This window comes from Jiangella muralis, assembly GCF_001270745.1.
Lineage (GTDB): Bacteria > Actinomycetota > Actinomycetes > Jiangellales > Jiangellaceae > Jiangella > Jiangella muralis.
The window spans coordinates 23246-48420 of record NZ_KQ434756.1 but is presented as its reverse complement, the minus strand read 5'-3'; the positions used below and the strand labels follow the sequence as shown (position 1 = coordinate 48420).

General features: G+C 72.5%; 20 protein-coding genes and 1 pseudogene. 12 read left to right on the top strand and 9 right to left on the bottom strand.

From position 1 onward, the window contains the following. Positions 1–93 precede the first annotated feature (93 nt). Positions 94–3222, top strand: coding sequence for an ATP-binding protein (locus ACW62_RS12230; protein ID WP_053204394.1), 3129 nt, complete (start codon positions 94–96; stop codon positions 3220–3222). Here ACW62_RS12230 and ACW62_RS12225 read toward each other — a convergent pair. From ACW62_RS12225 to ACW62_RS12210, 4 genes are all read right to left on the bottom strand, one after another. Further along, positions 3206–3949: an ABC transporter permease gene (locus tag ACW62_RS12225; RefSeq protein WP_053204393.1), complete on the bottom strand. Its 744-nt coding sequence runs from the start codon at positions 3947–3949 to the stop codon at positions 3206–3208. The two genes, ACW62_RS12230 and ACW62_RS12225, sit on opposite strands and share 17 nt — an antisense overlap. Next, the gene (locus ACW62_RS12220) at positions 3946–4884 is read right to left on the bottom strand and encodes an ATP-binding cassette domain-containing protein (protein ID WP_053204392.1); all 939 of its coding nucleotides are present in this window, start codon (positions 4882–4884) and stop codon (positions 3946–3948) included. Before ACW62_RS12220 ends, ACW62_RS12225 begins: the two co-directional genes overlap by 4 nt. A 77-nt stretch (positions 4885–4961) precedes the next feature. Further along, entirely contained in the window at positions 4962–5726 is a 765-nt protein-coding gene (locus ACW62_RS12215; protein ID WP_053204605.1) for an ABC transporter permease, read from the bottom strand. A 77-nt stretch (positions 5727–5803) separates the two neighbouring features. Continuing rightward, positions 5804–6766 (bottom strand): ATP-binding cassette domain-containing protein, encoded by a 963-nt coding sequence (locus ACW62_RS12210; protein ID WP_053204391.1) that lies wholly within the window; start codon positions 6764–6766, stop codon positions 5804–5806. 118 nt (positions 6767–6884) lie between these two features. Here ACW62_RS12210 and ACW62_RS12205 point away from each other — a divergent pair, with 118 nt between their 5' ends. Then, the gene (locus tag ACW62_RS12205) at positions 6885–7763 is read left to right on the top strand and encodes a hypothetical protein (protein WP_053204390.1); all 879 of its coding nucleotides are present in this window, start codon (positions 6885–6887) and stop codon (positions 7761–7763) included. On the opposite strand, the gene ACW62_RS12200 is transcribed toward ACW62_RS12205, so the two are convergent. Beyond that, a complete protein-coding gene (locus ACW62_RS12200) occupies positions 7760–8449 on the bottom strand; it encodes a class I SAM-dependent methyltransferase (protein ID WP_053204389.1) in 690 nt (229 codons plus the stop codon). The genes ACW62_RS12205 and ACW62_RS12200 overlap by 4 nt on opposite strands. Positions 8450–8459: 10 nt before the next feature. Then, a complete protein-coding gene (locus tag ACW62_RS12195; protein WP_083459718.1) occupies positions 8460–9440 on the bottom strand; it encodes a helix-turn-helix transcriptional regulator in 981 nt (326 codons plus the stop codon). Between ACW62_RS12195 and ACW62_RS36505 the strand changes: the two are divergent. The 4 genes and pseudogenes from ACW62_RS36505 to ACW62_RS12180 all read left to right on the top strand — a co-directional run. Beyond that, positions 9439–9774 (top strand): annotated as a pseudogene (locus ACW62_RS36505) (SDR family oxidoreductase); the annotation flags it as partial. The gene ACW62_RS12195 and the pseudogene ACW62_RS36505 sit on opposite strands and share 2 nt — an antisense overlap. A gap of 86 nt (positions 9775–9860) precedes the next feature. Further along, the gene (locus tag ACW62_RS36175; RefSeq protein ID WP_205629301.1) at positions 9861–10193 is read left to right on the top strand and encodes an SDR family oxidoreductase; all 333 of its coding nucleotides are present in this window, start codon (positions 9861–9863) and stop codon (positions 10191–10193) included. A gap of 243 nt (positions 10194–10436) precedes the next feature. Beyond that, the gene (locus ACW62_RS12185) at positions 10437–11294 is read left to right on the top strand and encodes a nicotianamine synthase family protein (RefSeq protein ID WP_169792045.1); all 858 of its coding nucleotides are present in this window, start codon (positions 10437–10439) and stop codon (positions 11292–11294) included. 1 nt (position 11295) lies between these two features. Next, a complete protein-coding gene (locus ACW62_RS12180; RefSeq protein ID WP_053204386.1) occupies positions 11296–12558 on the top strand; it encodes an ATP-grasp domain-containing protein in 1263 nt (420 codons plus the stop codon). Positions 12559–12658: 100 nt separating this feature from the next. On the opposite strand, the gene ACW62_RS12175 is transcribed toward ACW62_RS12180, so the two are convergent. Further along, the gene (locus ACW62_RS12175; RefSeq protein ID WP_053204385.1) at positions 12659–13954 is read right to left on the bottom strand and encodes an alpha-L-fucosidase; all 1296 of its coding nucleotides are present in this window, start codon (positions 13952–13954) and stop codon (positions 12659–12661) included. A 138-nt stretch (positions 13955–14092) separates the two neighbouring features. Here ACW62_RS12175 and ACW62_RS12170 point away from each other — a divergent pair, with 138 nt between their 5' ends. From ACW62_RS12170 to ACW62_RS12145, 6 genes are all read left to right on the top strand, one after another. Further along, positions 14093–14881 carry an RraA family protein gene (locus ACW62_RS12170; protein WP_083459681.1) on the top strand — a complete coding sequence of 263 codons (789 nt, stop codon included), beginning with the start codon at positions 14093–14095 and terminating at the stop codon, positions 14879–14881. A 39-nt stretch (positions 14882–14920) separates the two neighbouring features. Next, positions 14921–16174, top strand: a complete 1254-nt coding sequence (locus ACW62_RS12165) for an ABC transporter substrate-binding protein (protein ID WP_169792044.1) — start codon at positions 14921–14923, stop codon at positions 16172–16174. Further along, entirely contained in the window at positions 16153–17124 is a 972-nt protein-coding gene (locus ACW62_RS12160; RefSeq protein WP_205629300.1) for a carbohydrate ABC transporter permease, read from the top strand. Before ACW62_RS12165 ends, ACW62_RS12160 begins: the two co-directional genes overlap by 22 nt. 8 nt (positions 17125–17132) lie before the next feature. Continuing rightward, the gene (locus tag ACW62_RS12155) at positions 17133–17996 is read left to right on the top strand and encodes a carbohydrate ABC transporter permease (protein ID WP_053204383.1); all 864 of its coding nucleotides are present in this window, start codon (positions 17133–17135) and stop codon (positions 17994–17996) included. A gap of 45 nt (positions 17997–18041) precedes the next feature. Further along, entirely contained in the window at positions 18042–22295 is a 4254-nt protein-coding gene (locus ACW62_RS12150) for an Ig-like domain-containing protein (protein ID WP_083459679.1), read from the top strand. 72 nt (positions 22296–22367) lie between these two features. Further along, positions 22368–23204 (top strand): LLM class F420-dependent oxidoreductase, encoded by an 837-nt coding sequence (locus ACW62_RS12145; RefSeq protein ID WP_053204382.1) that lies wholly within the window; start codon positions 22368–22370, stop codon positions 23202–23204. Positions 23205–23470: 266 nt separating this feature from the next. Here the strand turns inward: ACW62_RS12145 and ACW62_RS12135 are convergent, their stop codons facing one another. Beyond that, the gene (locus ACW62_RS12135) at positions 23471–24238 is read right to left on the bottom strand and encodes a GntR family transcriptional regulator (protein ID WP_053204602.1); all 768 of its coding nucleotides are present in this window, start codon (positions 24236–24238) and stop codon (positions 23471–23473) included. A 17-nt stretch (positions 24239–24255) separates the two neighbouring features. Then, complete coding sequence (locus ACW62_RS12130) at positions 24256–25119, bottom strand: amidohydrolase family protein (protein WP_053204380.1); 864 nt, start codon at positions 25117–25119, stop codon at positions 24256–24258. Positions 25120–25175: the final 56 nt, after the last annotated feature.

Sequence of the window (25175 nt, the reverse complement as noted above, 5' to 3'; positions counted from 1 at the left end):
GTGCGGCTCCTCGGCGTGGTCCGGGCATGGCCTTTACCCTTGCATGACGTCCGTCCCGGCGGCCGCGCGGATCGTGCGTGGCAAAATCGGCGCGTGCAGGTCGCCACGCTCGGCTCGTTCGAGCTCCGTACCGACGACGGCCGGGTGGCCGAGGTCGCGGGCGCCCGGTTGCGCGGCCTGCTGATCGCGCTCGCGCTGGAGGCCGGTCACGTGGTCCCGAAGGCGACGCTGCTGGACTGGATCTGGGCCGCCGACCCGCCCGCCGACGCCACGAACGCCCTGCACCGGCTGGTCTCGCGGCTGCGCAAGGTGCTGCCCGACGGCGCCATCGAGGGGCACCCGGACGGCTACCGCCTGCGGGCCGACCCCGACGCCGTCGACGCCGTCCGGTTCGAACGCCTCGTCGGGCGGGCCCGCGCCGCCGAGGACGTCCTGCGGGTCCAGCTGCTGCGCGAGGCGCTCGGGCTGTGGCGCGGCGCCGCCCTGCAGGACGTCGGCCTGCACGACAGCGCGGCGCTCGACGCGGCCGCCACCAGGCTCGAAGGGCTGCGGCTGTCGGCCATGGAGGAGTTGTTCGACGCCGAGATCGGCCTCGGCCACGGCGCCGGCCTGGTCCCCGAACTGACCGACGTCGTCGCCGCGCATCCGCTGCGCGAGCGGCTGGCCGGCGCGCTGATGCGGGCGCTGGTCGCGGCCGGGCGCAACTCCGAGGCGCTGCTGGTGTTCGAGCGCACCCGCGAGGCCCTGGCCGACGCGCTCGGCGTCGACCCCGCGCCGGAGCTGTCCGCCCTGCACGTCGCGGTGCTGCGCGGTGAGGTGGGCCGGCGCGACGACGACCGGAAGACCAATCTGCGGGCCGAGCTGACCAGCTACATCGGCAAGGACGCCGACATCGCCGCCGTCCGCGCCCTCGTCGCCGAGCACCGGCTCACCACCCTGATCGGGCCGGGCGGCTCGGGGAAGACCCGGCTGGCCACCGAGACCGGGCGCCTGCTGCTCGACGACCTGCCGGACGGCGTCTGGCTGGTCGAGCTGGCCGCCATCGGTCCCGACGGGGACGTTGCTCAAGCGACGTTGGCCGCGCTCCGGCTGCGCGACTCGCTGCTCGGCGACGCACCGGACGCCGAGCCGGCCGACCGGGTCGTCGCGGCGCTGCGCGAGCGGGCGATGCTGCTGGTCCTGGACAACTGCGAGCACGTCATCGAGTCCGCGGCGACGTTCGCACACCGTGTGCTCGGTGAATGCCGGCGGGTGCGGATCCTGGCGACCAGCCGCGAGCCGCTGGGCATCACCGGCGAGATGCTGTGGCCGGTCGCGCCGCTGGTCGTCCCGGCCGACGGCGCCGAAGCCGGCGCGATCGAGGCGTCGCCGGCCGTCCGGCTGCTGCTGGAACGGGCCCGGGCGGTGCGCACCGGCCTCGTCGCCGACGCACCCACCCTGGCCACGCTGGCCCGGGTCTGCCGGGCGCTGGACGGCATGCCGCTGGCGATCGAGCTGGCCGCGGCCCGGCTGCGCACGATGTCCCTCGACCAGCTGGCGCACCGGCTGGACGACCGGTTCCGCCTGCTCACCGGCGGCAGCCGGACCGCGCTGCCGCGGCACCGCACCCTGCGCGCGATGGTCGACTGGAGCTGGGAGCTGCTCACCGAGCCCGAACGGGCGGTGCTGCGGCGGCTGTCGGTGTTCGCCGGCGGCGCCGGTCTCGACGCGGCCGAGCGGGTCTGCGCGGACGGCGACGTGGCGGCGGGGCAGGTGCTCGACCTGCTCACCGCTCTGACGGAGAAGTCGCTGGTGGTCGCCGAGGGCGAGCGCTACCGCCTGCTCGGCACCATCAAGGAGTACGCCGAGCAGCGGCTCGCGGAGGCGGGCGAGACCGGCCGCACGCGCCGGGCGCACCTCGACCACTTCACCGAGCTGGCCGAGACCGCCGAGCCGCGACTGCGCCGCGCCGACCAGGTGGAGTGGCTGGCCATCCTGGAGGCCGAGCACGACAACCTCGGCGCGGCGATGCGCGACGCGCTCGCGGTCGGCGACGCGCGGGCGGCCATGCGGCTCGCGGCCGGCGCCGGGTGGTACTGGTGGCTGGCCGGGCACAAGACCGAGGGCTTGGAACTGATCACCGCGGCGACGGAGCTGCCCGGCGGGGTGACCGACCCGATCCGGGCCACGGTGTACGCCATCATCGTGCTGTTCTTGTCGACCGGACCGGGCGACGAGCACCAGGCCGCGGAGTGGATCCACCGGGCCTACGAGGCGAGCCGGCACGTCCGGGGCGGCCACCCGGCCATGGGCCTCGTCGGTGCGACGGAACGACTGCTGCAGGGGCCGGAGGCGGCGCTGACCGCGTTCGAGCCGGTGCTCGACGACGACGATCCCTGGGCCCGGGCGCTGGCCCGGCTGCAGTTGGGCAAGATGCGCGTCGTGAGCGGCCAGGGCGGGCGCGACGCCGAGGGGTACCTCGAGACCGCGCTCGCCGAGTTCCGCGCCATCGGCGAACGCTTCGGGATCTCCTTCGCGCTCACCGAGCTGGCCGATCTCATCGCCGCGCGCGGCGAGTTGGCCCGCGCGTGCGCGTACTACGACGAGGCCGTCGCGGCAGTCGCCGAAGTGGGCGCCGTCGACGACGTCATCCGGATGCGGGCCCGCCAGGCCGAGCTGTACTGGCAGCTGGGCGACGAGGAGTCCAGCGCCGCCGCCATCGCCGAGGCGCAACGCCGCGCCGACGGCGTGACCTGGCCGGGCACGCTGGCCGCGCTGGCCCTGTCGAAGGCGGAGCTGGCCCGCTGGCGCGGCGACGCCGAGGACGCGTACCGGCAGATCGACGTGCTGCGGGCCGTGCTGGGCGAGGAGGCGGAGCTGCCGTACATCCGCGCGCCGATCCAGAACCTGCTGGGCTATCTCGCCGCCGATGTCGACGCCGCCCGCGAGTACCGCGCGGCGGCCTGCGCGTCGGCGGCCGAGGCGGGGCACGCGCTGGTTGTCGCGGGGGTGCTGGTCGGGGTCGCGGACCTGGCCGTGCGCCGCGAGCAGTACGACCAGGCAGCCCGGCTGCTGGCGGCGAGCGCCGTCGCGCGCGGGCTGCCGAACGGGCCGCACCCGGACGTCGTCCGGATCGAGAACGAGGCGCGGAGCCGCCTCGGCGACGCGCGGTACGCCGAGGCGGCTCAGGAGGGGATGCGGGCGGACTGGCGGGAGCTGGCCGAGGTCACGCTCGCTTGCTGAACGTCGACCGGGCCCACACGTAGCCGACCACGGCGATGCCGATGCACCAGGCGATGGCCGGGATCACGTCGCCGGCCGACGGCCCGCCGGCCAGCAGCCCGCGCAGCGTCTCGATGATCGGCGTGAACGGCTGGTACTCCGCGAACTCGCGCAGGCCCGGGCCCATCTTGTCGGCCGGCACGATCGCGCTGCTGAAGAACGGCAGCATGACCAGCGGCACCGCGGCCATACCCGCCGTCTCCGGCGACTTCGCCGCCAGCCCCAGCGCGACGGTGAACCAGCCGGCCGCGGTGGCCAGCAGCACGATCATGCCGACGACGCCGAGCCAGTCGAGCGCGCTCGCCGACGCGTCGAAGCCGAGCAGGAAGGCCACCCCGACGAGGGCGGCGATCGCGATCAGGTTCGTCAGCACGCTGGTGACGACGTGGCCGGTCAGCACCGCGCCGCGGGAGACGTCCATGACCTTGAACCGGTTGATGACGCCCTTCGTCATGTCGGCGTTCACCGCCGTCGCGGTGCCGCCGAGCCCGTAGCAGACGGCCATCAGCATCAGGCCCGGTGTCGCGTAGTCGACGTAGTCGACGCCGACGCTGAACGCGTCGCCGAGCATGTACACGAACATCAGCATGAGCACGATCGGCATCAGGACGGCGTTGAACACCGAGGTCGGGTTCCTGGTGAGGTGCTTGAAGTCGCGGCGCAGCATCACCATCGCGTGGGCAGTCATGTCGTGGGCACCTCCGTGCCGTGGCCCGTCAGGGCCAGGAAGACGTCGTCGAGGTCGGGGGTGTGGACGGAGAACTCCTCGGCGCTGAGCGAGTACTCGTCGAGCCGGTCCAGCAGCGCGCGCAGCGAGGCCGTGCCGCCGTCGCTGGGCACCCGCAGGGTCAGCGACTCGTCGTCGCGGGTGGCGTCCGGGAGGATCCGTGCGGCGGCGTCGAGTTCCTCGGCCGTGGTGAAGCGGAGCTGGACGTGGGTGCCGGGGAGCCGGCGCTTGAGCTCGTCAGGGGTGCCCTGGGCCACGATGCGGCCCTGGTCGAGCACCGCGACCCGGTAGGCGAGCTTGTCGGCCTCGTCGAGGTACTGGGTGGTGAGGAAGATGGTGACGCCGTCGGCCACCAGGTCGCGGACGATCGACCACATCGTCCGGCGGCTGCGTGGGTCCAGGCCCGTCGTCGGCTCGTCGAGGAAGATGATCCGCGGGCTGCCGACCAGCGTCATCGCCAGGTCGAGCTTGCGCCGCATGCCGCCGGAGTAGGTGGAGGCCGGCTGCTGCGCCGACTCCACCAGGTCGAAGCGCTCCAGCAGCTCCGCGACGATCCGCTTGCCGTCCTTGGCGTCGACCGGGCTGAGATCCACCATCAGCTGGAGGTTCTCCTCGCCGGTCAGCAGCTCGTCGACCGCGGCGAACTGCCCGGTGACGCCGATCGCTCGCCGCACCGGCTTGGGCTCGGCCGCGACGTCGTGTCCGGCGACGCGGACCGTCCCGCCGTCGGCGCGCAGGAGGGTGGTCAGGACGTTGACCGTCGTCGTCTTGCCCGCCCCGTTGGGGCCGAGCAGGGAGAAGACCGTGCCGGCCTCGACGTCGAGGTCGATGCCGTCGAGCACGATCTTGTCCCCGAAGGCCTTGCGCAGGCCCGAAACCTCAATCGCCTTTGTCATGCCTCCACGGTCGGCGCCTCCTCTGACACCGACCTGACACGCGTCTGTCACGGCCGCTGACGCCGTGACGGCCCACGTCAGACGCGGCGGCGCAGCGCCCAGACGGAAAGCGGCGCGAACACCGCGGCGATGGCGGCCGCCCAGATCAGCGACTGCACCACGGGGGTGGTCGCGGACGCCACGTGCCATTCGGTGCCGATGGTGTCGTCGCCGACCATGAGCGCCCGGCAGGCGTCGGACAGGATGGTGACGGGGTTGTTCTCGACGATCGGCTGCAGCCAGCCCGGCATGGTGCTGGTGGGTGCGAACACGTTGCTGACGAACGTCACCGGGAACAGCGCGGTGAAGCCGAACAGCTGCACCTTCTCGGGATCCTTCGCCAGCACGCCGACCAGCACCGACACCCACGAGAACGCCAGCGCGAACAGCAGCAGGAGCCCCACCGCCGCCAGCAGCGACCAGACGCCGGTGCCGATGCGGAAGCCGAGGACCATGCCGATGGCCAGCAGCAGGAAGATCGACCACGCCTGCTTGACCTGGTCGGCGAGGATGCGCCCGGCCATCGGCGCCCACCGGGCGATGGGCAGCGACCGCAGCCGGTCGAAGACGCCCTTGGTGAGATCGGTGTTGAGCCCGGTGCCGACATACATGGTGATGAACAGCATGTTCATGACGATGATGCCGGGCAGCGCGAACGTGAGGTACTCGCTGGTCGACCCGGCGATGGCGCCGCCGAACACGTAGGTGAACAGCAGCACGAACATGATGGGCTGGATGCTGTAGTCGCCCAGCTCCCATGGGTTGTGCCGCACCTGCACGATGGTGCGCCAGGCCAGTGTCATGGTCTGCCGGACGCCTTCGCCGACGCCCACGCGTGGACTCAGCTCGGCCGGTGCGGGCCGGGCCGCGGTGACGGTGGTCATGCCGGCCTCCCTTCGGTCTCGGGCTCGTCCTCGACCGGCCGCCCGGTGAGGGAGAGGAACACCTCGTTGAGGCTGGCGCCGCGCAGCGTCAGCTCCGTGACCAGCACCCCGGCGTCGTCGAGCCGCCGGACGACGGCCGGCAGCACGGCGGGGTCGGTGACCGGCGCGGTGACGCGCGGGCCGTCGACCTCGGGGACGGCCTTGGTCAGCTCGGCGACGACGGCCGTGACGACCGGCAGCTGGGTGTCGTCCTCGGGCCGGACGACCAGGGTCTGCGAGCCGGTCTTCGCCTTCAGCTCGTCGGGCGTGCCCGCGGCGATGACCCGGCCGTGGTCGATGACGGTGATCTCGTCGGCCAAGGTGTCGGCTTCGTCGAGGTACTGGGTGGTGAGCAGCACGGTGACGCCGCCGGCGACCAGGCGGCGGATGAGCGTCCACAACTCCGTGCGGGCGCGGGGGTCGAGTCCGGTGGTGGGCTCGTCGAGGAACAGGATGGACGGCCGGCCGACGAGGCTGGCGGCAAGGTCGAGCCGGCGCCGCATGCCGCCGGAGTACGTCTTGGCCGCGCGGTCGGCGGCGTCGGCGAGGTCGAAGTCGTTCAGCAGCTCGTGCGCGCGCTGCTTCGCCGCCGGCCGCGGCATGCCCAGCAGCCGGCCGATGAGCAGCAGGTTCTCGGTGCCGGTGAGCATCTCGTCGACTGCCGCGAATTGTCCGGTGAGGCCGATCAACTGGCGGGCCTGGTGCGCCTGCCGGACGACGTCGTAGCCGCCGACCGACGCGTGGCCGTCGTCGGGCCGGAGCAGCGTGGCGAAGATGCGCACCGCCGTGGTCTTGCCGGCGCCGTTGGGGCCGAGCAACCCGAGCACGGTGCCGGCCCGCACGCTGAGGCCGACGCCGTCGAGAGCCGTGGTCTCGCCGAAGCGCTTGACGAGCCCTTCGGCCTGGATGGCGTGGTCCATGGGGAACCTCCTCGTTCCACCTGGCAGGAGACCAGCATGCCGTGCCCCACCGACAATGTCGGCGTGCGGCGTCCGAAACCTTCAAGACCGAGGTCGACAGACGCGGGAGCATGGCGGTATGGACCTCACCGCCGCCGCCGCGTTCCTCGCCGGTCACGCCCGTCAGCTGGACCGGCTCCGGTTCGCGCTGCTGACCGGTACCGGCGACCGTACGGCGACGCTGGCCGCGCTGGCCGCGTACCGCAACCCCGACGGCGGCTTCGGCTGGGGCCTCGAACCCGACCTGCGTTCGCCGGAGAGCCAGCCGCCCGCCGCGTTGCACGCGTTCGAGGTGCTGGCCGAGACCGGGCCGGGCGACGCCGGGCTCGCCGGGCCGCTGTGCGACTGGCTGACGTCGGTGACGCTGCATGACGGCGGGCTGCCGTTCGCGCTGCCCGTCACCATCCCGGCCGGCACGTCGCACTGGTGGATCGGCGCCGACCCCACGACGTCGTCGCTGCAGATCAGCTCCGCCGTCGCCGGCCAGGCGCACCGCGCGGCCCGGCTGGACCCCGTCGTCGCCGGGCACCCGTGGCTGGAGCGGATCACCGACTTCTGCCTGCGCACCATCGCCGCCACCGAGCGGCCGCACGCCCACGAGCTGATGTTCTCGCTGGTCTTCCTCGACGCCGTCCACGAGACCCGGCCCGAGGCGGCCGCCCAGCTGGAGCGGCTGGGCGCGCTGGTGCCGTCGGACGGCGGCATCCCGGTCGAGGGCGGCATCGAGGGCGAGGCCATGCACCTGCTCGACCTGTCGCCCGAGCCCGGCCGCCCGCTGCGCGCGCTGCTCGACCCGGCCGCCGTCGAGCGTGACCTCGACCGGCTGGCGGCGCTGCAGCAGGACGACGGCGGCTGGATCGTCGACTTCGACTCGTCGTCGGCGGCCGGCGCGCTGGAGTGGCGCGGCTACCAGACGGTGTGGGCGGCGCGGATCCTGCTCGCCCACGGCCGCGGCTAACGCAGCACGCAGGTGTAGGCGCCGAACAGGCCGGCGTCGTCGTACTCGACGTCGGCGAGGTCGAAGCCGGCGTGGTCGAGCATGGGCTCGAGCAGCCAGCGGAACGTGCTGTGCTCGGTGCGGACGTGCTCCGCATAGTCCGCGCCGGTATAGCCCGCCGACGGGTCGTCGACGCCGCCGGCCACCCAGCCGTCCATGACCTGCTCGGTGGTGGCGGACGGGAAGTCGTAGACGAGGTCGCGCAGCCGCAGCACGCCGCCCGGGCGGAGCAGGCCGGCGATGCGGTGCAGCGCCACCACCTTCCAGAAGTCGGGCAGCTGGTGCAGCGCGTGCCGGGTGTAGACGGCGTCAGCGGGCTCGCCCGCATGGGAGTAGCTGAGGAACCCGGCCTGCACCAGCTCGACGGTGACCCCGGCGGCCCGCGCCCGCTCGCCGAGGTGCGCCAGCATCGCCGGCGACACGTCGACGGCCACCACGCGGTCGAACGCCGCGGCCGCCGGGACGGCGAACTGGCCGGTGCCCGCGCCCAGATCGACCACGGATCGGACCCCGCGCCCGGCCAGTAGCTCGATGTCGGACGCGGGGTCGGGGTAGCCCTGCTTGCGGTCGAACCCGGCGACGAAGCCGGGGTCGAGGTGTTCCGGGCCGGCGTGGGCGGTCTCGTCGAGCATCCAGGTCGGGAGCATGACCCGATCGTCACACGCGAGAACGCTCGTCCGCAGCGGGTTTTCCGGCCGCCGGCCGGGTGATCGTGCTGCTGAGCAGCGCGATTGCCTGCTCGGACGGGCTGCCCGGCGCCGCGTGGTAGGCGACGATGAGCTGGCCGGGCGCGCCGTTCACCGCCAGCGACTCGTACCGCAGCGTCAGCTCGCCGACCAGCGGGTGCCGGAACCGTTTGCTACCCGACGTCTTGGGCCGGACGTCGTGCCGCGCCCACAGCCGGCGGAACTCGGCGCTCTTCAGCGACAGCTCGCCGACGAGGTCGGTGAGCGCGGGGTCGTCGAGGTCCGCGCCGGCGGCCGCGCGCAGGCTGGCCGTCGCCTCGGCCGCCACGACGTCCCAATCGGGGTACAGCTCGCACGCGTCGGGGTTCAGGAACACCTCACGCACCTGGTTCACCCCGGGCACGGAGCACGAGGCGATGCTGGCGCCGAGCGCGTTGACGGCGAGCACGTCGAGGCGGCGGCCGAGCACCAGCGCGGGCGTGTGGGTCCAGCCGTCCAGCAGCGACTGGATGCCGTCGCTCACGCGTTCCGGCCGGCTCGGCGCCCGTCGGCGTCGGCGCGCCGGCCGGGCCAGCTCGCGCACGTGCGCGACGCCGTCGCCGTCGAGCCCGAGCACCCCGGCCAGCGCCTCGATGACCTGCTCGGACGGGTGCTTGTCGCGGCCCTGTTCGAGCCGCACGTAGTAGTCGGCGCTGACCCCGGCCAGCATCGCGACCTCCTCGCGGCGCAGCCCCGGCACCCGCCGGCGGCCGACGCCGTCGGGCAGCCCGACGTCGGCGGGCTGGGTCAGCTCGCGCCGCGCCCGCAGGTACTCGCCGAGCCGGTTGTCCGTCACCCTTCGAGGGTAGGCGGGGAGTGCGCACCGTGGGTGGCCGTGCGACTCCCAGGGTCCCGTCTCCTGGTCGTCGCGGGAGCTGGCCGGGCTCCGGCCGCCGCCGCACGCTGGGCGCATGACCACGTTCACCGAAGCAACCCTGACCGGCCGCATCGCGGTCGTCACCGGCGCCACCAGCGGGCTCGGCGAGGCCACCGCCCGCGCGTTCGCCGCGGCCGGCGCCGCCGTCGCCGTCCTCGGCCGGCGCAAGGACCGCCTCGACGCGATCGCCGCCGAGATCGGCGGGCTGGCCGTGCCCGTCGACGTCACCGACCGCGCCGCGGTCGAGGCCGCCGCCGGCGCCGTCCGGTCCGGGCTCGGGCCGGCCGACCTCGTCGTGGCGAACGCCGGCGTCATGCTCGGCGCGCCGTTCGAGTCCGCCGACCCGGACGAGTGGGACCGGATGATCGCCACCAACCTCAGCGGCCTGCTGCACACCGGCCGGGCGTTCATCGACGACCTGATCGCCGCCGCGGCCGCCGGAACCGGGCCGACCTGGTGCACGTCGGGTCGATCGGCGGGCACCAGGTCTTCCCGCACTACGGCGTCTACGACGCCACCAAGGCCGCCGTCGCGCACCTCACCCGGAACCTGCGCGCCGAACTGGGGCCGCGCGGCGTCCGCGTCAAGACCATCGAGCCCGGAGTCGTCCCGACCGAGCTGGGCGACGGCATGCTGCACGGCTCGACGAAGGCGGCGCTGGACCAGTGGCGGACGTCGATGGCCACGCCCACCCCGGCCGACATCGCCGACGCCATCACCTACGCCGTCGCCGTCCCGCCGCGGCTCAACGTGGCCGAGCTGATCCTGGTCCCCACCGAACAGGGGTGAGGGTGTGTCTCCCGGGTCCGCGGCGGCACCGCTGCTGCTGCCGATGATCAGGTGACGTATCGCCCGGATTCGCCGCGCGTTCGTCACCTGATCGTTTTGTGTCCGCATCGTGGAGATGATCAGGTGACACACGTGCGAATGCTGGGCGGTTCCGTCACCTGATCGTTCTCGTCAGTCGACTCGATCTTCGCGGTTTCGGCAGCGCCGCCGCCGTCCGCTGTGCCATGATCAGCCGCGATGAACATGAGTCTCACTAGCAACATATTCGGTCAATCCGACCTGACCGACCATCGCAGCCCGACCGCGGAGGACGTCGCCGCGTCGGTGGGTGACGTGTACCGGGAGCTGGCCGCGCGCGACGATCTCCGGCCGGGGCCGGAGGTCGACGGGCTGTTCGGGCGGCTGGTGCGGCTGGTGCTCACCGCACCGGCCGAGACGGTGCCGGCGGTCCTGAACGACGTCGAGATCCAGCGGCTGGCGCCCCGCCTGCGCGCCCTCTGCGCCCGCGGCGAGGGGCAGCTGGAGCACGCCTGGGCGAACCGGATCGTCGCCGGGCGGCCGCCGCGGGAGGAGCTGGCGCGGTTCCCGTACTTCGGCAACTACCGCCAGCTCAGCCGCATGGAGATCGGCATTCTGGCGTCCGCGCTGCCGCGCCGCGTGCGGTCGCTCGCGTTCGTGGGGTCCGGGCCGCTGCCGCTGAGCTCGCTGTACCTGGCCGGCGAGCTGGACGTCGCGGTCGACAACTTCGACCACGACCCGGTGGCGCTGCAGGCCGGCGCCGAGGTGTCCGCCGCGCTCGGGTACGGCGAGCTGGGCTTCCACGAGGCGGACGTGCTGGCGGCGGACCTGTCCGGCTACGACGTGGTGGTGCTGGCCGCGCTGGTCGGCGACACGTTCGAGGCGAAGCGGCGGGTCCTGCGGCACCTGGCCGCCACGATGCGCCCCGGCGCCGTCCTGCTCGCCCGCAGCGCCCGCGGCCTGCGCACGCTGCTCTACCCGCCGATCGACCGGACCGCGCTCGACGGGTTCGAGCCGCTGACGGAGGTGCACCCGGTGAACGACGTCATCAACTCGGCGATCCTGGCCCGGGCCGGAGGCTGACGTGGCGACGCTGCTCATGGTGGAGAGCTGGGTGCAGTCGACGGGGCTCGCGCTGCCGCCGCTGCTGCGCGAGCTGGGCCACGACTACCTCCTGTTCACCAGCGACCCCGGCCTCTACCCGGACGTCGACGGCGAGCGGCACCCGGTGCTGCGCGACGCCGACGAGGTGATCGTCGTCGACACCAACGACCGGGCCGCGATGACCGGCGCCGTCATCGGCATCGTCTGCCGTCGGCGCATCGACGGCGTGCTCACGACCTGCGACTACTACCTCGACGCGGTCGCCGAGCTGGCGAAGATGCTCGGGCTGGCCGGGGCGTCGCCGGACATCGTGCGCCGGGCCGTGCGCAAGGATGCGGTCCGGGCGGTGCTCGCTCGGGCCGGGCTGCCCGGACCACGGTTCGCGGTCGCCGCGACGTGGGAGGACGCGCTGGCCGCCGCGGCGAAGGTGGGCTTCCCGCTGGTCGCGAAGCCGGTCGACCTCAACTCCGGCACGTCGGTGCACCTCGTCGACGGCGAGGCGGCGCTGAAGGACGCGTTGCACGAGGTCACCGGCGTCGAGCGGAACACCCGTGACCAGCCGCTGGCGCGCCGGCTGCTGCTCGAGGAGGTCCTGCAGGGCCCCGAGGTCAGCGTCGAGACGGTCACGGCCGCCGGGCGGACGACGGTGCTCGGCATCACCGGCAAGAGCGTCACGCCGACGTTCGTCGAGGCCGGGCACGTGTTCCCGGCCCCACTGCCGCCCGCCGTCGTCGCCGAGGTGACCGAGCACGTCCGGGCCGCGCTCGCCGCCCTCGGCGTCAGCCACGGCCTGGGCCACACCGAGCTGCGCCTGACACCGTCGGGGCCGCGGATCGTCGAGATCAACCCGCGCCAGGGCGGCGGCTACGTGTTCGACCTCGTCCGCACGGTGACCGGGGTGCACCCGCTGGCGCTGCTGGTCGACCTCGCCCTCGGCCACACGCCGCAGTTGGACGTGGTCCCGCGCGGCACGGCGGCGGTCGCGTTCGTGCTGGCGCCGGTCGACGGCATCGTCACCGGCGTCGAGGGCCGCGACGCGCTGGACCAGAACCCGGCGATCGTCCGCTGGCAGCTGGACGTGCCCGGACCGGTGCGGCGGCCGCGCGACAACAACGACCGCGTCGGCCACGTGCTCGCCGTCGACCCGGACGGCGACCGCGCCGGCGAGCTGGCCGCCACCGCCGTCGGCTCGCTGCGGCTACGCCTGGCCGACGGCACCGTGGTGAGTCCGGTCCGACCATGATCATCAACCGGTGGCGACACCATGACGTCGCTACCGGTTGATGATCACGTTGATCTTCCTCTCACCCAGACCGCCGCGTCCGAGTGACCGCCGCTCTGAGTTAGAGGAACAGCTCCACCACCGGTACCTCGACGTCCGGGCGGACCGTGGGTAGCCGCAGCGTCAGCGTGCCCGGCGGCTGCCCGCCCGGCGTCGTGTTCCAGGCCTGCTGGCCGGGCGCCAGCCGGATCGTCGCCAGCTCCGACCCGTCGTTCAGCAGCTGCGCGTAGCGGACCCGGTCGGCCATCCCGCGCAGGTGCACGTGCTCGAACGGCCAGGCGAACAGGTGGACGTACAGCCGGTCGCCGCGCTGCGTGAGGACGGCGCCGGGCGGCAGGCCCGGCGCGACCGCCGAGGCGATGGACGGGTCGGCCGGTCCGGCGCCCACCACCGACCGCCCGTGCAGCCGCATCCACTCCGCGAGCGCCGCCAGCGTCGACGCGTCGCGCGCCGGGATCGCGCCCCGCCCGTCCGGCCCGATGTTGAGCAGCAGGTTGCCGCCCTTCGCGACGGTGTCGACCAGCATGCGCACCAGCAGGTCCGGCGTCTTGACCCGGGTGTTGTCGCGGTCGTAGCCCCAGCTCCCGTTCAGCGTCTGGCAGGCCTCCCACACGATCGGCGACCCGTCCGGCCCGCGCATCGGCTCGGCCGGCTGGTACTGCTCCGGCGTGACGAGGTCGCCCGGGATGCCCAGCCGGTCGTTCACGACGATGCCCGGCTGCAGCTCGCGGGCCATGGCCAGCAGCTCGTCCGCGGCCCAGTCGTCCGGGTACTTGCCGCGCCACCCGTCGCGGTCCTCGGCGTAGGTGTAGTCGAAGAACAGGTAGTCGACGCGGCCGTAGCCGGTGAGCAGTTCGCGCACCTGGGCGTGCAGGTAGGCGCGATACCGGCTCATGTCCCGGGCCGGGCCCGGGGCGTCGTCGCGGCGAGGGTGCAGATAGTCGACGGTGAAGTCCGGGTGGTGCCAGTCGATGAGGGAGTGGTACAGCCCGACCCGCAGACCCTCGGCGCGGACGGCGTCGGCGAACTCCGCGACGAGGTCGCGCCCGCACGCCGCGGCCGACGTGTAGTCGCTGACGGCGGAGTCCCACAGCGCGAAGCCCTCGTGGTGCTTGCTGGTCAGCACGACGTACCCCATGCCCGCCGCCCGAGCGGCGCGGGCGATCGCCCGGGCGTCGAACAGGTCCGGATCGAACACCTCCGCGTAGCGCTCGTAGTCCTCGAGCGGCGTCCGTTCCCGCGACATCACCCACTCGTGCCGGGCGGCCAGTGAGTACAGCCCGAAGTGCACGAACATCCCGAACCTGGCCTGCGTGAACCAGTCCCGGCCGGTGGCCGCGGGTGCCGTCGTCGCCATCGGTTCCTCACTCCGTTCAGTAGCCGGCCGACCATCGTCTCGCGGCCGGGGTCTTGACACGACGGCAGGGACGACGGTTTCCTATCGCTCAATCGATAGACGATAAGTGATCGCGATCATACTCCGAGAGGACGCCGGATGAACACCGAGCGGGACGGTTATCCGACCGGCCACACCCCCTTGCTCTCCGACCCGCCCGGGCGGCCGCCGCGCGACCTGGTCGAGGCTCTGTCCGGGGTGAGCGCGGCCACCGCCTGCGCCAAGCTGCACCACCAGGGCGTCACCCGGACGTTCATCGACGGGCCGGCCCCACTGCACCGCGACGCCGAGACCCGCGTCACCGGCGCCGCCGTCACGCTGCAGTTCATGCCGCAGCGCGAGGACGTGTTCTCCGGTCAGGGGCAGGAGGACGCGGAGCGGCGGTCGGCGCTGTGGGCGGTGCTGGAATCGATCCGCCCCGGCGACGTGCTGGTGGTGTCGGCGCAGGCGGCCCAGCGCACCGGCTGCCTCGGCGACATGCTCGTGCGGTACTTCAAGCTGCGCGGCGGCGCCGGCATCGTCGTCGACGGGCGTATCCGCGACGCCGGCCGGGTGCGCGCGCTCGGGGTGCCGGTCTGGTGCACCGGCATCACCCCGCATTATGCGTCCCAGACCGAGTTGTTCCCGTACGCGTACAACGTGCCGGTCGCGGTCGGCGGGGCGCTGGTGCGGCCCGGCGATCTGGTGATCGCCGACGACGACGGCGCCGTGGTGGTGCCGCCGTCGCACGCCCAGGCGATCGCCGACGACGCGCTCGCCCACCAGGACAAGGAGGAGTTCGCCCGCCGGCGGCTCGATGCCGGCGGACGGCTGTCCGACTACTACCCGCTGACCGGACGGGGCCTGGACGAGTACGTCGCCCACCAGGGCAGCAGCAACGGCCGGTAGATCACCCACCCACGCAACGGAGCGAGCGGAGAGATGACCATGAACACCAGGCGGCGATTCCTGACGGCCGGAGTGCTGGCCGGAGCGGTGCTGACGGCGTCGGCGTGCGGTGGCGGTGACGACGACGTCGCGGGCGGCGAGGGCGGCGACACCACGCTGCGGATGATCGTCAACATCACCCCCAACCTCACCGAGCAGTTCTGGAACGAGCTGTTCGACAAGTACGAGGCGGAGAACCCCGGCATCACGGTCGAGCTGGAGCTGACCGGGACCATCGAGGCGGAGGCCAAGCTGCAGCAGGACCTCGCCGCGGGCGATCCGCCGGACATCGCCCAGCACGTCATCCCGAACCCGGAGACGGCGGAGCTGTTCGTCGACCTGTCCGACGAGGACTGGGCCCCCGACACTCCGCTGTACGACGACTACGCGATCGACGGCGGGCACTACGTCGTCGGCGTCGGCGAGCAGATCCAGTCGCTGGTGTTCTACAACAAGGCCGCCTTCGAGGAGGCCGGCGTCGACGCCACCCAGCTGCAGACCATCGCGCAGTTCGAGGACGCGATGCGCAAGCTCCAGGCGGCCGGTTACCAGCCGCTGCAGTCGGCCGGCCAGTGGGTCACCGGCGCGCAGTTCACCATGCTGGCCGACGCCGGCGTCCTCACCGAGGAACCGGACTGGGTGATCGAGCGCAAGAACGGTGAGACGTCCTTCGCCGACAGCGGCTACCTGCGCTACTTCGAGCTGTACGAGTCGTGGCTGAAGGAAGGCTTCCTCACCCAGAGCGCGCTCGGCCTGGAGTATCCGGACGGGCAGGCCGCGTTCCTCGCGGGCGACTCGGCGATGTACATCATGGGCTCGTACTTCGTGCCCGCCGCCGACGAGGCCGGGCTGAGCGACCAGATCGGAGTCTTCCCCGTCCCGGCCGACGGCACCTACCCGCCCGGCCAGTTCGGCAACATGGCCCAGCCGTACACCGTCGTCGAGGCCTCCGACGCGAAGGAGGAGGCGATCGACCTCGTCGAGTGGCTGGTCACCGACGACGAAGCGATCGAGATCCAGCTCGCCGCCGACGGCAACCTGCGCAAGGGCTTCAGCTACGACGTGTCCAGCCTCGGCGAGGGCGTCCAGGCGGTCCTCGACGCGAGCCCGATGGTGATCGTCAAGCAGGGCGAGCGGCAGCCGGTGCACGGTTACGCGGAGGAGCTGAACACGCAGGTCCAGTCCCTGTTCACCGGCTCCTCGGCCGGTGACGTCGCCGCCAACCTGGACTCGTGGTGGGACTCGCAGCGCTGAAGGTGAGCCCGGCGCGGACGGACGACCCGCCCGCGCCGGCTCCCGGCCACCCCGGCACGGCCGCCGCCGTGCGCCGTCGCCGCTGGCGTGGCGGCGCGCTCAGCCTCGGCATGCTGGCCCCGGCCGTCCTCGTGTACACGGTGATGACGATCGTCCCGGTCGTCGTCGCCCTGTACCTGAGCCTGACCGACTGGAACGGCTTCTCCGACGCCACCTTCATCGGCACCGAGAACTACCTGCGGCTGTTCGAGGACCCGGGCATCAGCCGGGCCTGGCTGGTCACGTTCGTGGTGGCGGCGTTCGGCTCGGTCGGCATGCTCGGCCTCGGCCTGGCGTACGCGCTGCAGCTGAAGGAGCGGTCGCGGACGAACTCGTTCTTCCGCGCGCTGGCCTACTACCCGCACGTCATCAGCGCGCTGATCCTCGGCTTCCTGTGGAGCGCGATCCTCGGCACCAACGGCGCGATCAACACCACGCTGGAGCGGTTCGGCGTCGGGCCGGTCGGGTTCCTGTTCGACGAGACGCTGGCGGTCATCACGCTGGTCGGCGTCATCGTGTGGGCCGGCTTCGGGTTCAACGTCGTGCTGTTCGTCGCGGCGCTGCAGACGGTGCCGCACGAGCTCATCGAGGCCGCGCAGATCGACGGCGCGTCCCGGCGGCAGATCAACCGCCGGATCGTCATCCCGATGATCTCGCCCGTGGTGACGGTCGCGATGGTGCTCAACCTGGTCGGGCTGATCAAGGTCTACGACATCGTCGTCAGCCTCACCGACGGCGGGCCGGCCGGGTCCACCGAGACCATCGCGTACGTCATCCTCAGCCGGTCGTTCGCCAGTACCGACGTCGGCTTCGCGACCGCGCAGGCGGTGGCCCTGATGGTGGTGTCCGCTGTCCTGTCCGTGCTGGTGGCCGCGCTTCGGAACCGGCAGGACCAGGCCGCGGCGAACTAGGAGCGACAATGGCACTCTCCACGGACCTCGCCCCGGCCGCGCGCCGGCGGCCGCCCGTCACCCGGGTGGTGCTGCTCGCGGTGCTGTTCGTCGTCATGACGATCCCGGCGTACCTGCTGCTGGTGAACAGCTTCAAGTCGCAGCAGGACATCCAGGGCAACCCGTTCGCGATCCCGTTCGGCGGGCTGACGCTGGAGTACCTGGAGGCGGCGGTCAGCAGCCCGCAGTACAACGTGCTGCGCAGCTACGGCTTCACCTTCTTCCTGGTGGTCTGCGTCGACATCCTGTGCATCGCGTTCGCCGGGCCGGCCGCCTACGTCATCGCCCGCAGCCTGAAGCGGCGGACGCAGCTCCTGCTGCTGTACTTCCTGGCCGGGACGTTCATCCCGTCGGCGGCGCTGATCGTGCCGCTGATCTACGTGTTGCGCTCGATCGGCCTCGGCAACACCGTGACCGGGCTGATCCTGCACGACGTGGCGATGACGCTGCCGGTGAGCATCTTCCTGTTCGTCGGCTTCATCCGCACGATCCCGCGCGACATCGACCACGCCGCCGCGATCGACGGCGCCGGCCGGCTGCGCACGTACTGGCAGATCATCTTCCCGCTCACCCGGCCCGCCGTCGTCACCGTGCTGATCCTCAACTCGATCGGCATCTGGAACGACTTCATCAGCCCGCAGGTGCTGCTCACCCCCGGCTCCGGCAACTACACGGTCACCACCGCGATCTACGCCGGCGTCAGCCAGTACTCCACCGACCTCACCAAGGTCTTCCCGAACCTGCTGCTGGCCATCGCGCCGGTGATCATCTTCTTCATCTACATGCAACGGCACATCATCAGCGGCCTCACGGTCGGCGCGCTCAAGGGGTGACCCCGGTCGCCCGTTCCTGCACCGAACCCAGAAAGGAACCGCCTTATGAAACGCCTCATGCCCATCGTCGTGCTGGCGTGCCTGCTGGTCGCCGGCCTGCAACCGGCCGCTCAGGCCGAGCCCGCGGCGGCCGAGCCGGGCGCCGTCCTGTACGTCGCCACCGACGGCGACGACGCCCAGAACGGCTCCGAGTCCGCCCCGCTGGCCACCCTCGAAGGCGCCCGCGACGCGATCCGCGCGCTCAAGGCCGACGGCGGCCTGCCGGCCGGCGGCGTCACCGTCTACCTGCGTGAGGGGACCTACGAGCGGACGTCGTCGTTCCGCCTGGGGGAGCAGGACTCCGGCACCGCCGAGGCGCCGATCGTCTACCGCTCGTTCCCCGGCGAGACGGTCCGGCTCAGCGGCGGCCGGCAGCTCGACCACGACGGCTTCGCCGCGGTCACCGACGACACCGTGCTCGGCCGCATCATCGACGAGTCCGCCCGCGACGACGTCCTCCAGGTCGACCTCGCGGCGCTCGGCATCACCGACTACGGCGAGACCAGCCGGCACGGCTACTGGAAGGCGAACGACGTCTCGAAGGTGCCGCCGATGGAGCTGTACGTCGGCGGCCAGGGCATGACGCTGGCCCGCTGGCCGAACGAGGGCACCGTCCAGATGAACGAGATCGTCGACCCGGGCCCCACCGTCGACGACCCCGACCTGCAGGAGCGCGGCGGCACGTTCAGCTACACCTACGACCGGCCGCAGTACTGGACGCAGGCCGAGGACGTCTGGCTGGACGGCATCTTCGGCTACAGCTGGGAGTGGTCGTACAACAGGATCGAGTCGATCGACCCTCAGGCGAAGACCATCACGCTGCGCTACGGCGAGATGTCCGGCCTGATGAAGTCGTGGTACCCCGACTTCCACTTCGCCGAGAACCTGCTGGAGGAGCTGGACGCGCCCGGTGAGTACTACATCGACCGCGCGACCGGCGTGCTGTACCTGGTGCCGAACGCCGCGTTCCGCACCCGCAGCGGCGACGTCACCGTCACCATGCTGAAGGAGCCGATGGTCCGGACCGAGAACGCGTCCTACATCACCTTCGACGAGCTGGTCATGGAGTACGGCCGGGCCACCGCGGCCACCGTCCTCGGCGGCAGCAACGTCACCTTCGCCCGCAGCGACATCCAGAACTTCACCGACGGCGGCGTCTACATCAACTCGCCCGGCCGCTACGTCTACGACGGCATCCCCAGCGGCTGGGACGGCCGCGACCACGCCGTGGTCTCGTCGGAGCTGCGGCACGTCGGCGGCGTCGGCGTGGTGCTCAACGGCGGCAACGAGGACACGCTGGAGCCGGGCAACAACCGGGTCGAGAACTCGCACATCCACGACTTCGCCTACTACCACAAGGCGTACAACCCGGGCGTGATGTTCGACGGCGTCGGGAACGTGGCCCGCAACAACGAGATCAACGACGCCCCGCATCCGGGCATCATCGTGCACGGCAACGACCACCTGATCGAGTACAACGAGATCTACGACATCTGCAAACAGTTCCAGGACCTCGGCGCCATCTACATGAACGCCGGCGCGACGCCGCACGAGCGCGGCACCGTCATCCGGCGCAACTACTTCCACGACACCGGCATCGGCCGGCACGGCGTGGAGGGCGTCTATCCGGACAACCTCACGATGGGCCTCACCATCAGCGAGAACGTCTTCTACCGGATGGGCAACGACGCCATCAAGAGCGGCTCCGGCGACCACATCACCGCCGAGAACAACATCTTCGTCGACACCTTCGTCCCGTACGACAACTACGAGATGTGGATGGGCGACCAGCCGGGCAACAAGGTCGACACCGACTACCGGCCGGCCTGGGAGAAGCTGTTCGCCGAGAACAACGACTTCATCGGCACGCCGTACGGCGAGAAGTACCCCGAGCTGCTGCGCTTCTGGGACGAGAACCACTACTACCCGGAGCACAACTTCTTCGCGAAGAACCTGGTCTGGAACCCGACCATGGAGCGCTCGCCGGACGTCAACCAGCACGGCGCCCGCGACGTCGAGAACCTGATGAACTACGCCGACAACTGGGTGGCCGACCAGAACCCGGGCTTCGTCGACTGGGAGGCCGGGGACTTCCGGCTGACCGCCGACGCCGTCGCGTACGACCGCATCCCGGGCTTCGCGCCGGTGGCGTTCGAGGAGATCGGCCCGCAGGGCGTCGTCGGCCTGCCGCACGGCCCGCAGACCGTCCCGCTGGCCGGGCTGTACCTGCCGGGCGACACCTTCACCGTCGAGCTGGGCGCGACCGTGCCGTTCCGGGCCGAGCCGGTGCCGTGGAACGCGACCTCGCAGGAGGTGACGTACGCGAGCAGCGATCCGGCGGTCGCGACGGTGTCGGCTTCCGGTGAGATCACCGCGCTGGCGCCGGGTGAGACGGTGGTGTCCGTGGCGTCGGTGGCCGACCCGGCGATCCGGGACGAGGCGGTCGTCACCGTGGCCGACGGCGATGGCGTGCTGCACGCGACCGACTTCGAGTCCGGCGGCAACGGCTGGCCGGTCGACGGCAACCGCCCGATCGTCGCCGACGACACCGGCAACCATTGGTACCGGATCCTGAACGGCGCGAACGGCCAGCTGGACCGCGCGTTCTCCGACTACGTGCTCGACTACCGGCTCAAGACGCCGGCCGAACTGCCGGAGGGCGCCGAGCTGATCACGTACGACCGCAACGGCGCCAACGGCAGCGGCTTCATCCGCTACCGGCACGCCGCCGGCGGCGCGACCTGGACCCTCTACAACGCGCAGTGGCAGACGCTGGCCGAGACGGTGCTGCCCGCGGGCGGCGGCCTCCAGCCGAACACCGTCTACGCCGTGCGCGTGGTGGCCCGCGGGCCGTCCGTCTCGGTCGTCGTCGACGGCGCGACGGTGGTCGAGGGCGAGAACCCGGGGCACAGCCCGTCCGGCACGCTCGGGTTCTACGTCGCGGGCGCGGCACACATCGACGTCGACGACGTCACCGTCTCGCTGGTGCCGACCGACGTCACCGGCATCGAGGTGAGCCCCGCGCAGCTCACGCTGGAGCCCGGCGAGAGCCGCGCCGTCACCGCGTCCGTCAGCCCGCCCGACGCCACCAACCGGCGGGTCGACTGGGCCTCGTCCGCGCCGTCGGTGGCGACGGTCGACGCCGACGGAACGGTGCGCGGCGTGGCGCCCGGCAGCGCGACGATCACCGCGACGTCGCGGGCCAACCCGGAGCTGACCGCGACCGTCGCCGTCACCGTCGGCGCGGCCGAGCACCCGGTGATCGACCTCGGCGGGCAGCTGTCCGACGCCGCGAACTGGCCGGTCTCCGACGCCGTCGACTTCGACGAGGGCACCGTCCGGATGTCCGCCAACGGCGTGTACGGCTACCAGGCCGAGCGATTCGGCAGCGGCCTGCTCCACTTCACCGCGTCGATCGGCGAGTTCGCCGGCGGCTGGTACGGGTTCGCCGTCCGCTCCGACCGGGCCGGCGACCCGACCTGGGTCAACGCCAACAAGGGCTACCTGGTCGTCGTCAAGGAGGACCAGATCGAGTTCCAGAGCTGGAAGCCCGGCCAGACGATGATCGACGTCATCCCGAACACGTCGATCAAGGCCGGCCAGGAGCACGACCTCGAGTTCGGCGCCGTGACCGTCGACGGCGGCACCCGGCTGGTGCTGCGGGTGGACGGCACGACGGTGTGGAGCGGGCTGGACCGCGACGCGGCCAACCCGATCGGCGCCGATGGTTACCTCAACGTGTACCACTACGCGGGCGGCGACAACGCGATCCGGCTGCGGCCGTCGGAGGGCTCGGCCGTCGTCACCGGCATCGCGCCGATCGAGGGCACCGGGTACCAGACCCAGTACCGCGTCGGCGAGGAGCTGAACGTCGACGGGCTCGCGGTCGAGGCGACGTGGAGCGACGGCACCACCACCGTCGTCCCGGTGACGGCGGAAATGGTGAGCGGGTTCGACAGCGCGACGGCGACCTCGTCGCTGCCGCTGACCATCGCCTACGAGAGCGCCACGACCACCGTCTCGGTGTCGGTCCGGCTCCGGGTGGATGCCGTGCACCAGGTCGCGTTCGACGCCGCCGGCGGCGGCCCCGTCGGGTCGCGCACCGTCAAGGCCGGGACGGCGCTGCGGGTGCTGCCGCTGCCGAAGCGGGACGGGTACGGGTTCGACGGCTGGTTCACGCCGGCCGGCGTGCCGGTGACGACCGCGACGCGGGTGTACGGCCCGCTGTCCGTCGTCGCGCACTGGACGCCCCTGGAGTGAGCCGGGGGTCCGCAGCCGGGCCGGGCGTTCGCGCCCGGCCCGGGCCGCGGGTCAGGGCGGTACGTTGGCGGCGTGGACATCGGGATCACCACCTTCTCCGGCAGCTACGGCATCGAGCCGCCCGCCCTCGGCCGCGCCGTCGAGGACCGCGGCTTCGAGTCACTGTTCTACCCGGAACACACCCACATTCCCGTGCAGAGCCGGCGGGCCGACGGTAGCCCGACCCGGAGCTACGCCGAGACCTACGACCCGTTCGTCGCGCTGTCCGCGGTCGCCGCGGTGACCCGCACGCTCACCCTCGGCACCGGCGTGTGCCTGGTGACCCAGCGCGACCCGATCGTGACGGCCAAGGAGGTCGCCTGCCTCGACCGGCTGTCCGGCGGCCGGTTCATCTTCGGCGTCGGCGCCGGTTGGAACCGCATGGAGCTGGCCAACCACGGCACCGATCCACGCACCCGGATGGCGCTGCTGGCCGAGCGGGTGCAGGCGATGCGCCGCATCTGGACCACCGACGAGGCCGAGTTCCACGGCCATTACGTCGACTTCGATCCCGTGTGGTCGTGGCCCAAGCCGTCGCAGCGCCCGCACCCGCCCGTCCTCGTCGGCGGCAACGGCCCCGGGGTCGAGGACCGGGTGCTCGCGTTCGGCGACGGCTGGTTCCCCCAGTGCGACGGACTGGCCGACGTCGACGAACTCAGTCGGCGGGTCGCGGCGCTACGCCGGCGGGCCGCCGACGCCGGCCGCGGACCGATCCCGGTCACGGTGTTCAACCCGCCGCCGGACAAGCGGCTGCTCGACGGGCTCGCCGCCGGCGGCATCGACCGGTGCCTCCTGCTGCTGCCGGCCGGGCCCGAGTCCGAGCTGCTGGGGACGCTGGACGAGTGGGCGCCGCTGGCGGCCGCCCACTGACGCCTGTTGACCGGTGTGCCCGCCGCGTTGGCCGTTGTCCGCACGTGGGCCGTCCCCCTGCTGCCCATGGTCTTGGCCGCGCACGCGCGCCTCAAGTCCGCGCCCTCTGGGTCGGCGTTCGCAGGGGTTGGGGGCTTGGACTTGACCCGCGCGTGCGCGGCCAAGTGCGGGCAGTTATCAGGGGGACGGGGGGAGTGTGGGCACGCCCGCTTCCTGGTCCTGCGTCGCGTCCTGGTTCCCAGTAGCGCAATTCGGCCGTTTCTTGCCTAGGAACGCGACTTGGAACCAGGACGTGACGCAGGACCAGCGGGCGGGGGGCGCTTCGCGCGGGTGGAGCGGCGGTCGGGGACCGGGCCGCGGCCGGCGGCGTGTTCGGCGAAGGCCTGGCCGGCCGCTTGCGGGTCGCCTTCGCGCAGCAGCGCGACCAGCCGGCCGTGTTCGTCGGCCATGGCCTGCCAGTCGCCGTCGAACAGCGGGTCGGCGATGGCGCGCAGCGTGCGCAGGCTGGGCTCGAGGACGCCCCACATGCGGGCGAGGAACGGGTTGCCGGCGGCCTCGCCGACGGTGGCGTGGAAGGTGATGTCGGCGTCGCGGAACCGGCCGAGGTCGCCGCGGGCGACGGCGTCGTGCATCTCGCGCACGAGGTCGTCGAGGCGGGACAGCTCGGCGGCCGTGATGGCGGTGGCGGCCAGTTCGCCGGCCAGCCGTTCCAGCGGCTCGCGCACCTGGCGGGCGTGCTCGACGTCGCGCTCGGACACCTCGGCGACGAAGTTGCCGCGCCGCGGGATGTGCTCGAGAACGCCCTCGCGGGCCAGCCGCTTGACCGCCTCGCGGACCGGCGCCTGGCTCACGCCGAGCCGCCGCGCGATCTCGGACTCGACGACGCGCTCGCCCGGCTGCAGGTCGCCGTCGATGAGTGCGGCGCGTAGCAGGTCGTACACCTGGTCGGACAGCAGCGCCGGGCGCAGGCGGTCCTTGCCGGCGAGGGACGAGGCGAAGCCGCCCTCGGGCTGGGTGGTACCACGCACTGTCATGCCGTCCCCATCGATCATCACGAGTGAGCTCCGTCCATCGTGCCACTTCCGTACACCCGCAGGGCCGTTCCGCGCCGCACCATCGTCCTGGCGTCGGCGGGGAGGTGATCGAGCGCCCGCGTGGCCGCCGCGAGCGAGTCCGCGCGGGAGGCGGCGGGCAGGCAGATCGGCCAGTCCGAGCCGATCATGCACCGGTCCGGCCCGGCCGCGTCCAGCGCCGCCGCCACCAACGCGTCGACGTCGGCCGTCGGCGCGCCCCGCTGTTGCGTCAGCAGCCCCGAGATCTTCACGACGACGTTCGGCCGGCCGTTCAGCTCGGCCAGGTCGGTGAGCCAGTCGCCGGGGTCGGCGCGAGCGACGTTCGGCGGGTTGCCCAGATGGTCGAGGACGACCACCAGGCCAGGGTGCCGCTCGGCCAGGTCGGCAGCCGTGCGGACGGCGCCGGCGTGCAGGTTCAGCTCCAGCGCGACCCCGTGATCGGCGAGGACGGGGAGCAGCGCCCGCGCCCCCGCCGGGACGTCGGCCCAGGTCGAGCCGCCGGCCCGGAGGCCGGCGGGACCGGTGCGGCCCCAGCGGCGCAGCAGCGCGGCGAACTGACGGGGCGTCCGGCCGGCGTAGCAGTGCAGGTTGTCGACGTAGCCGGCGATGAGGTCCGGACGGCGCCGGGCCGCGTCCCGCAGCGCCGCCGTCTCGCCCGCGTCGCCGCGGGACGCCTCGACAAGCACGGCCCCGGCGACGTCCGGGGCGCCGGCCGCCTCCAGGTCGGCGAGCGTGAAGGCGCGGTGGTGCGGCGAACCGAGACGGATCCACGGGAAGCCGTGCGCGGGGTCCCACACGTGCACGTGGGCGTCCACGATGTCCGTCTTGACAGGGGTGAGCACCGGACCACAGTATGACGCAATCGGTTATCGATCAAAGATAATCGCCCACAAAGCTT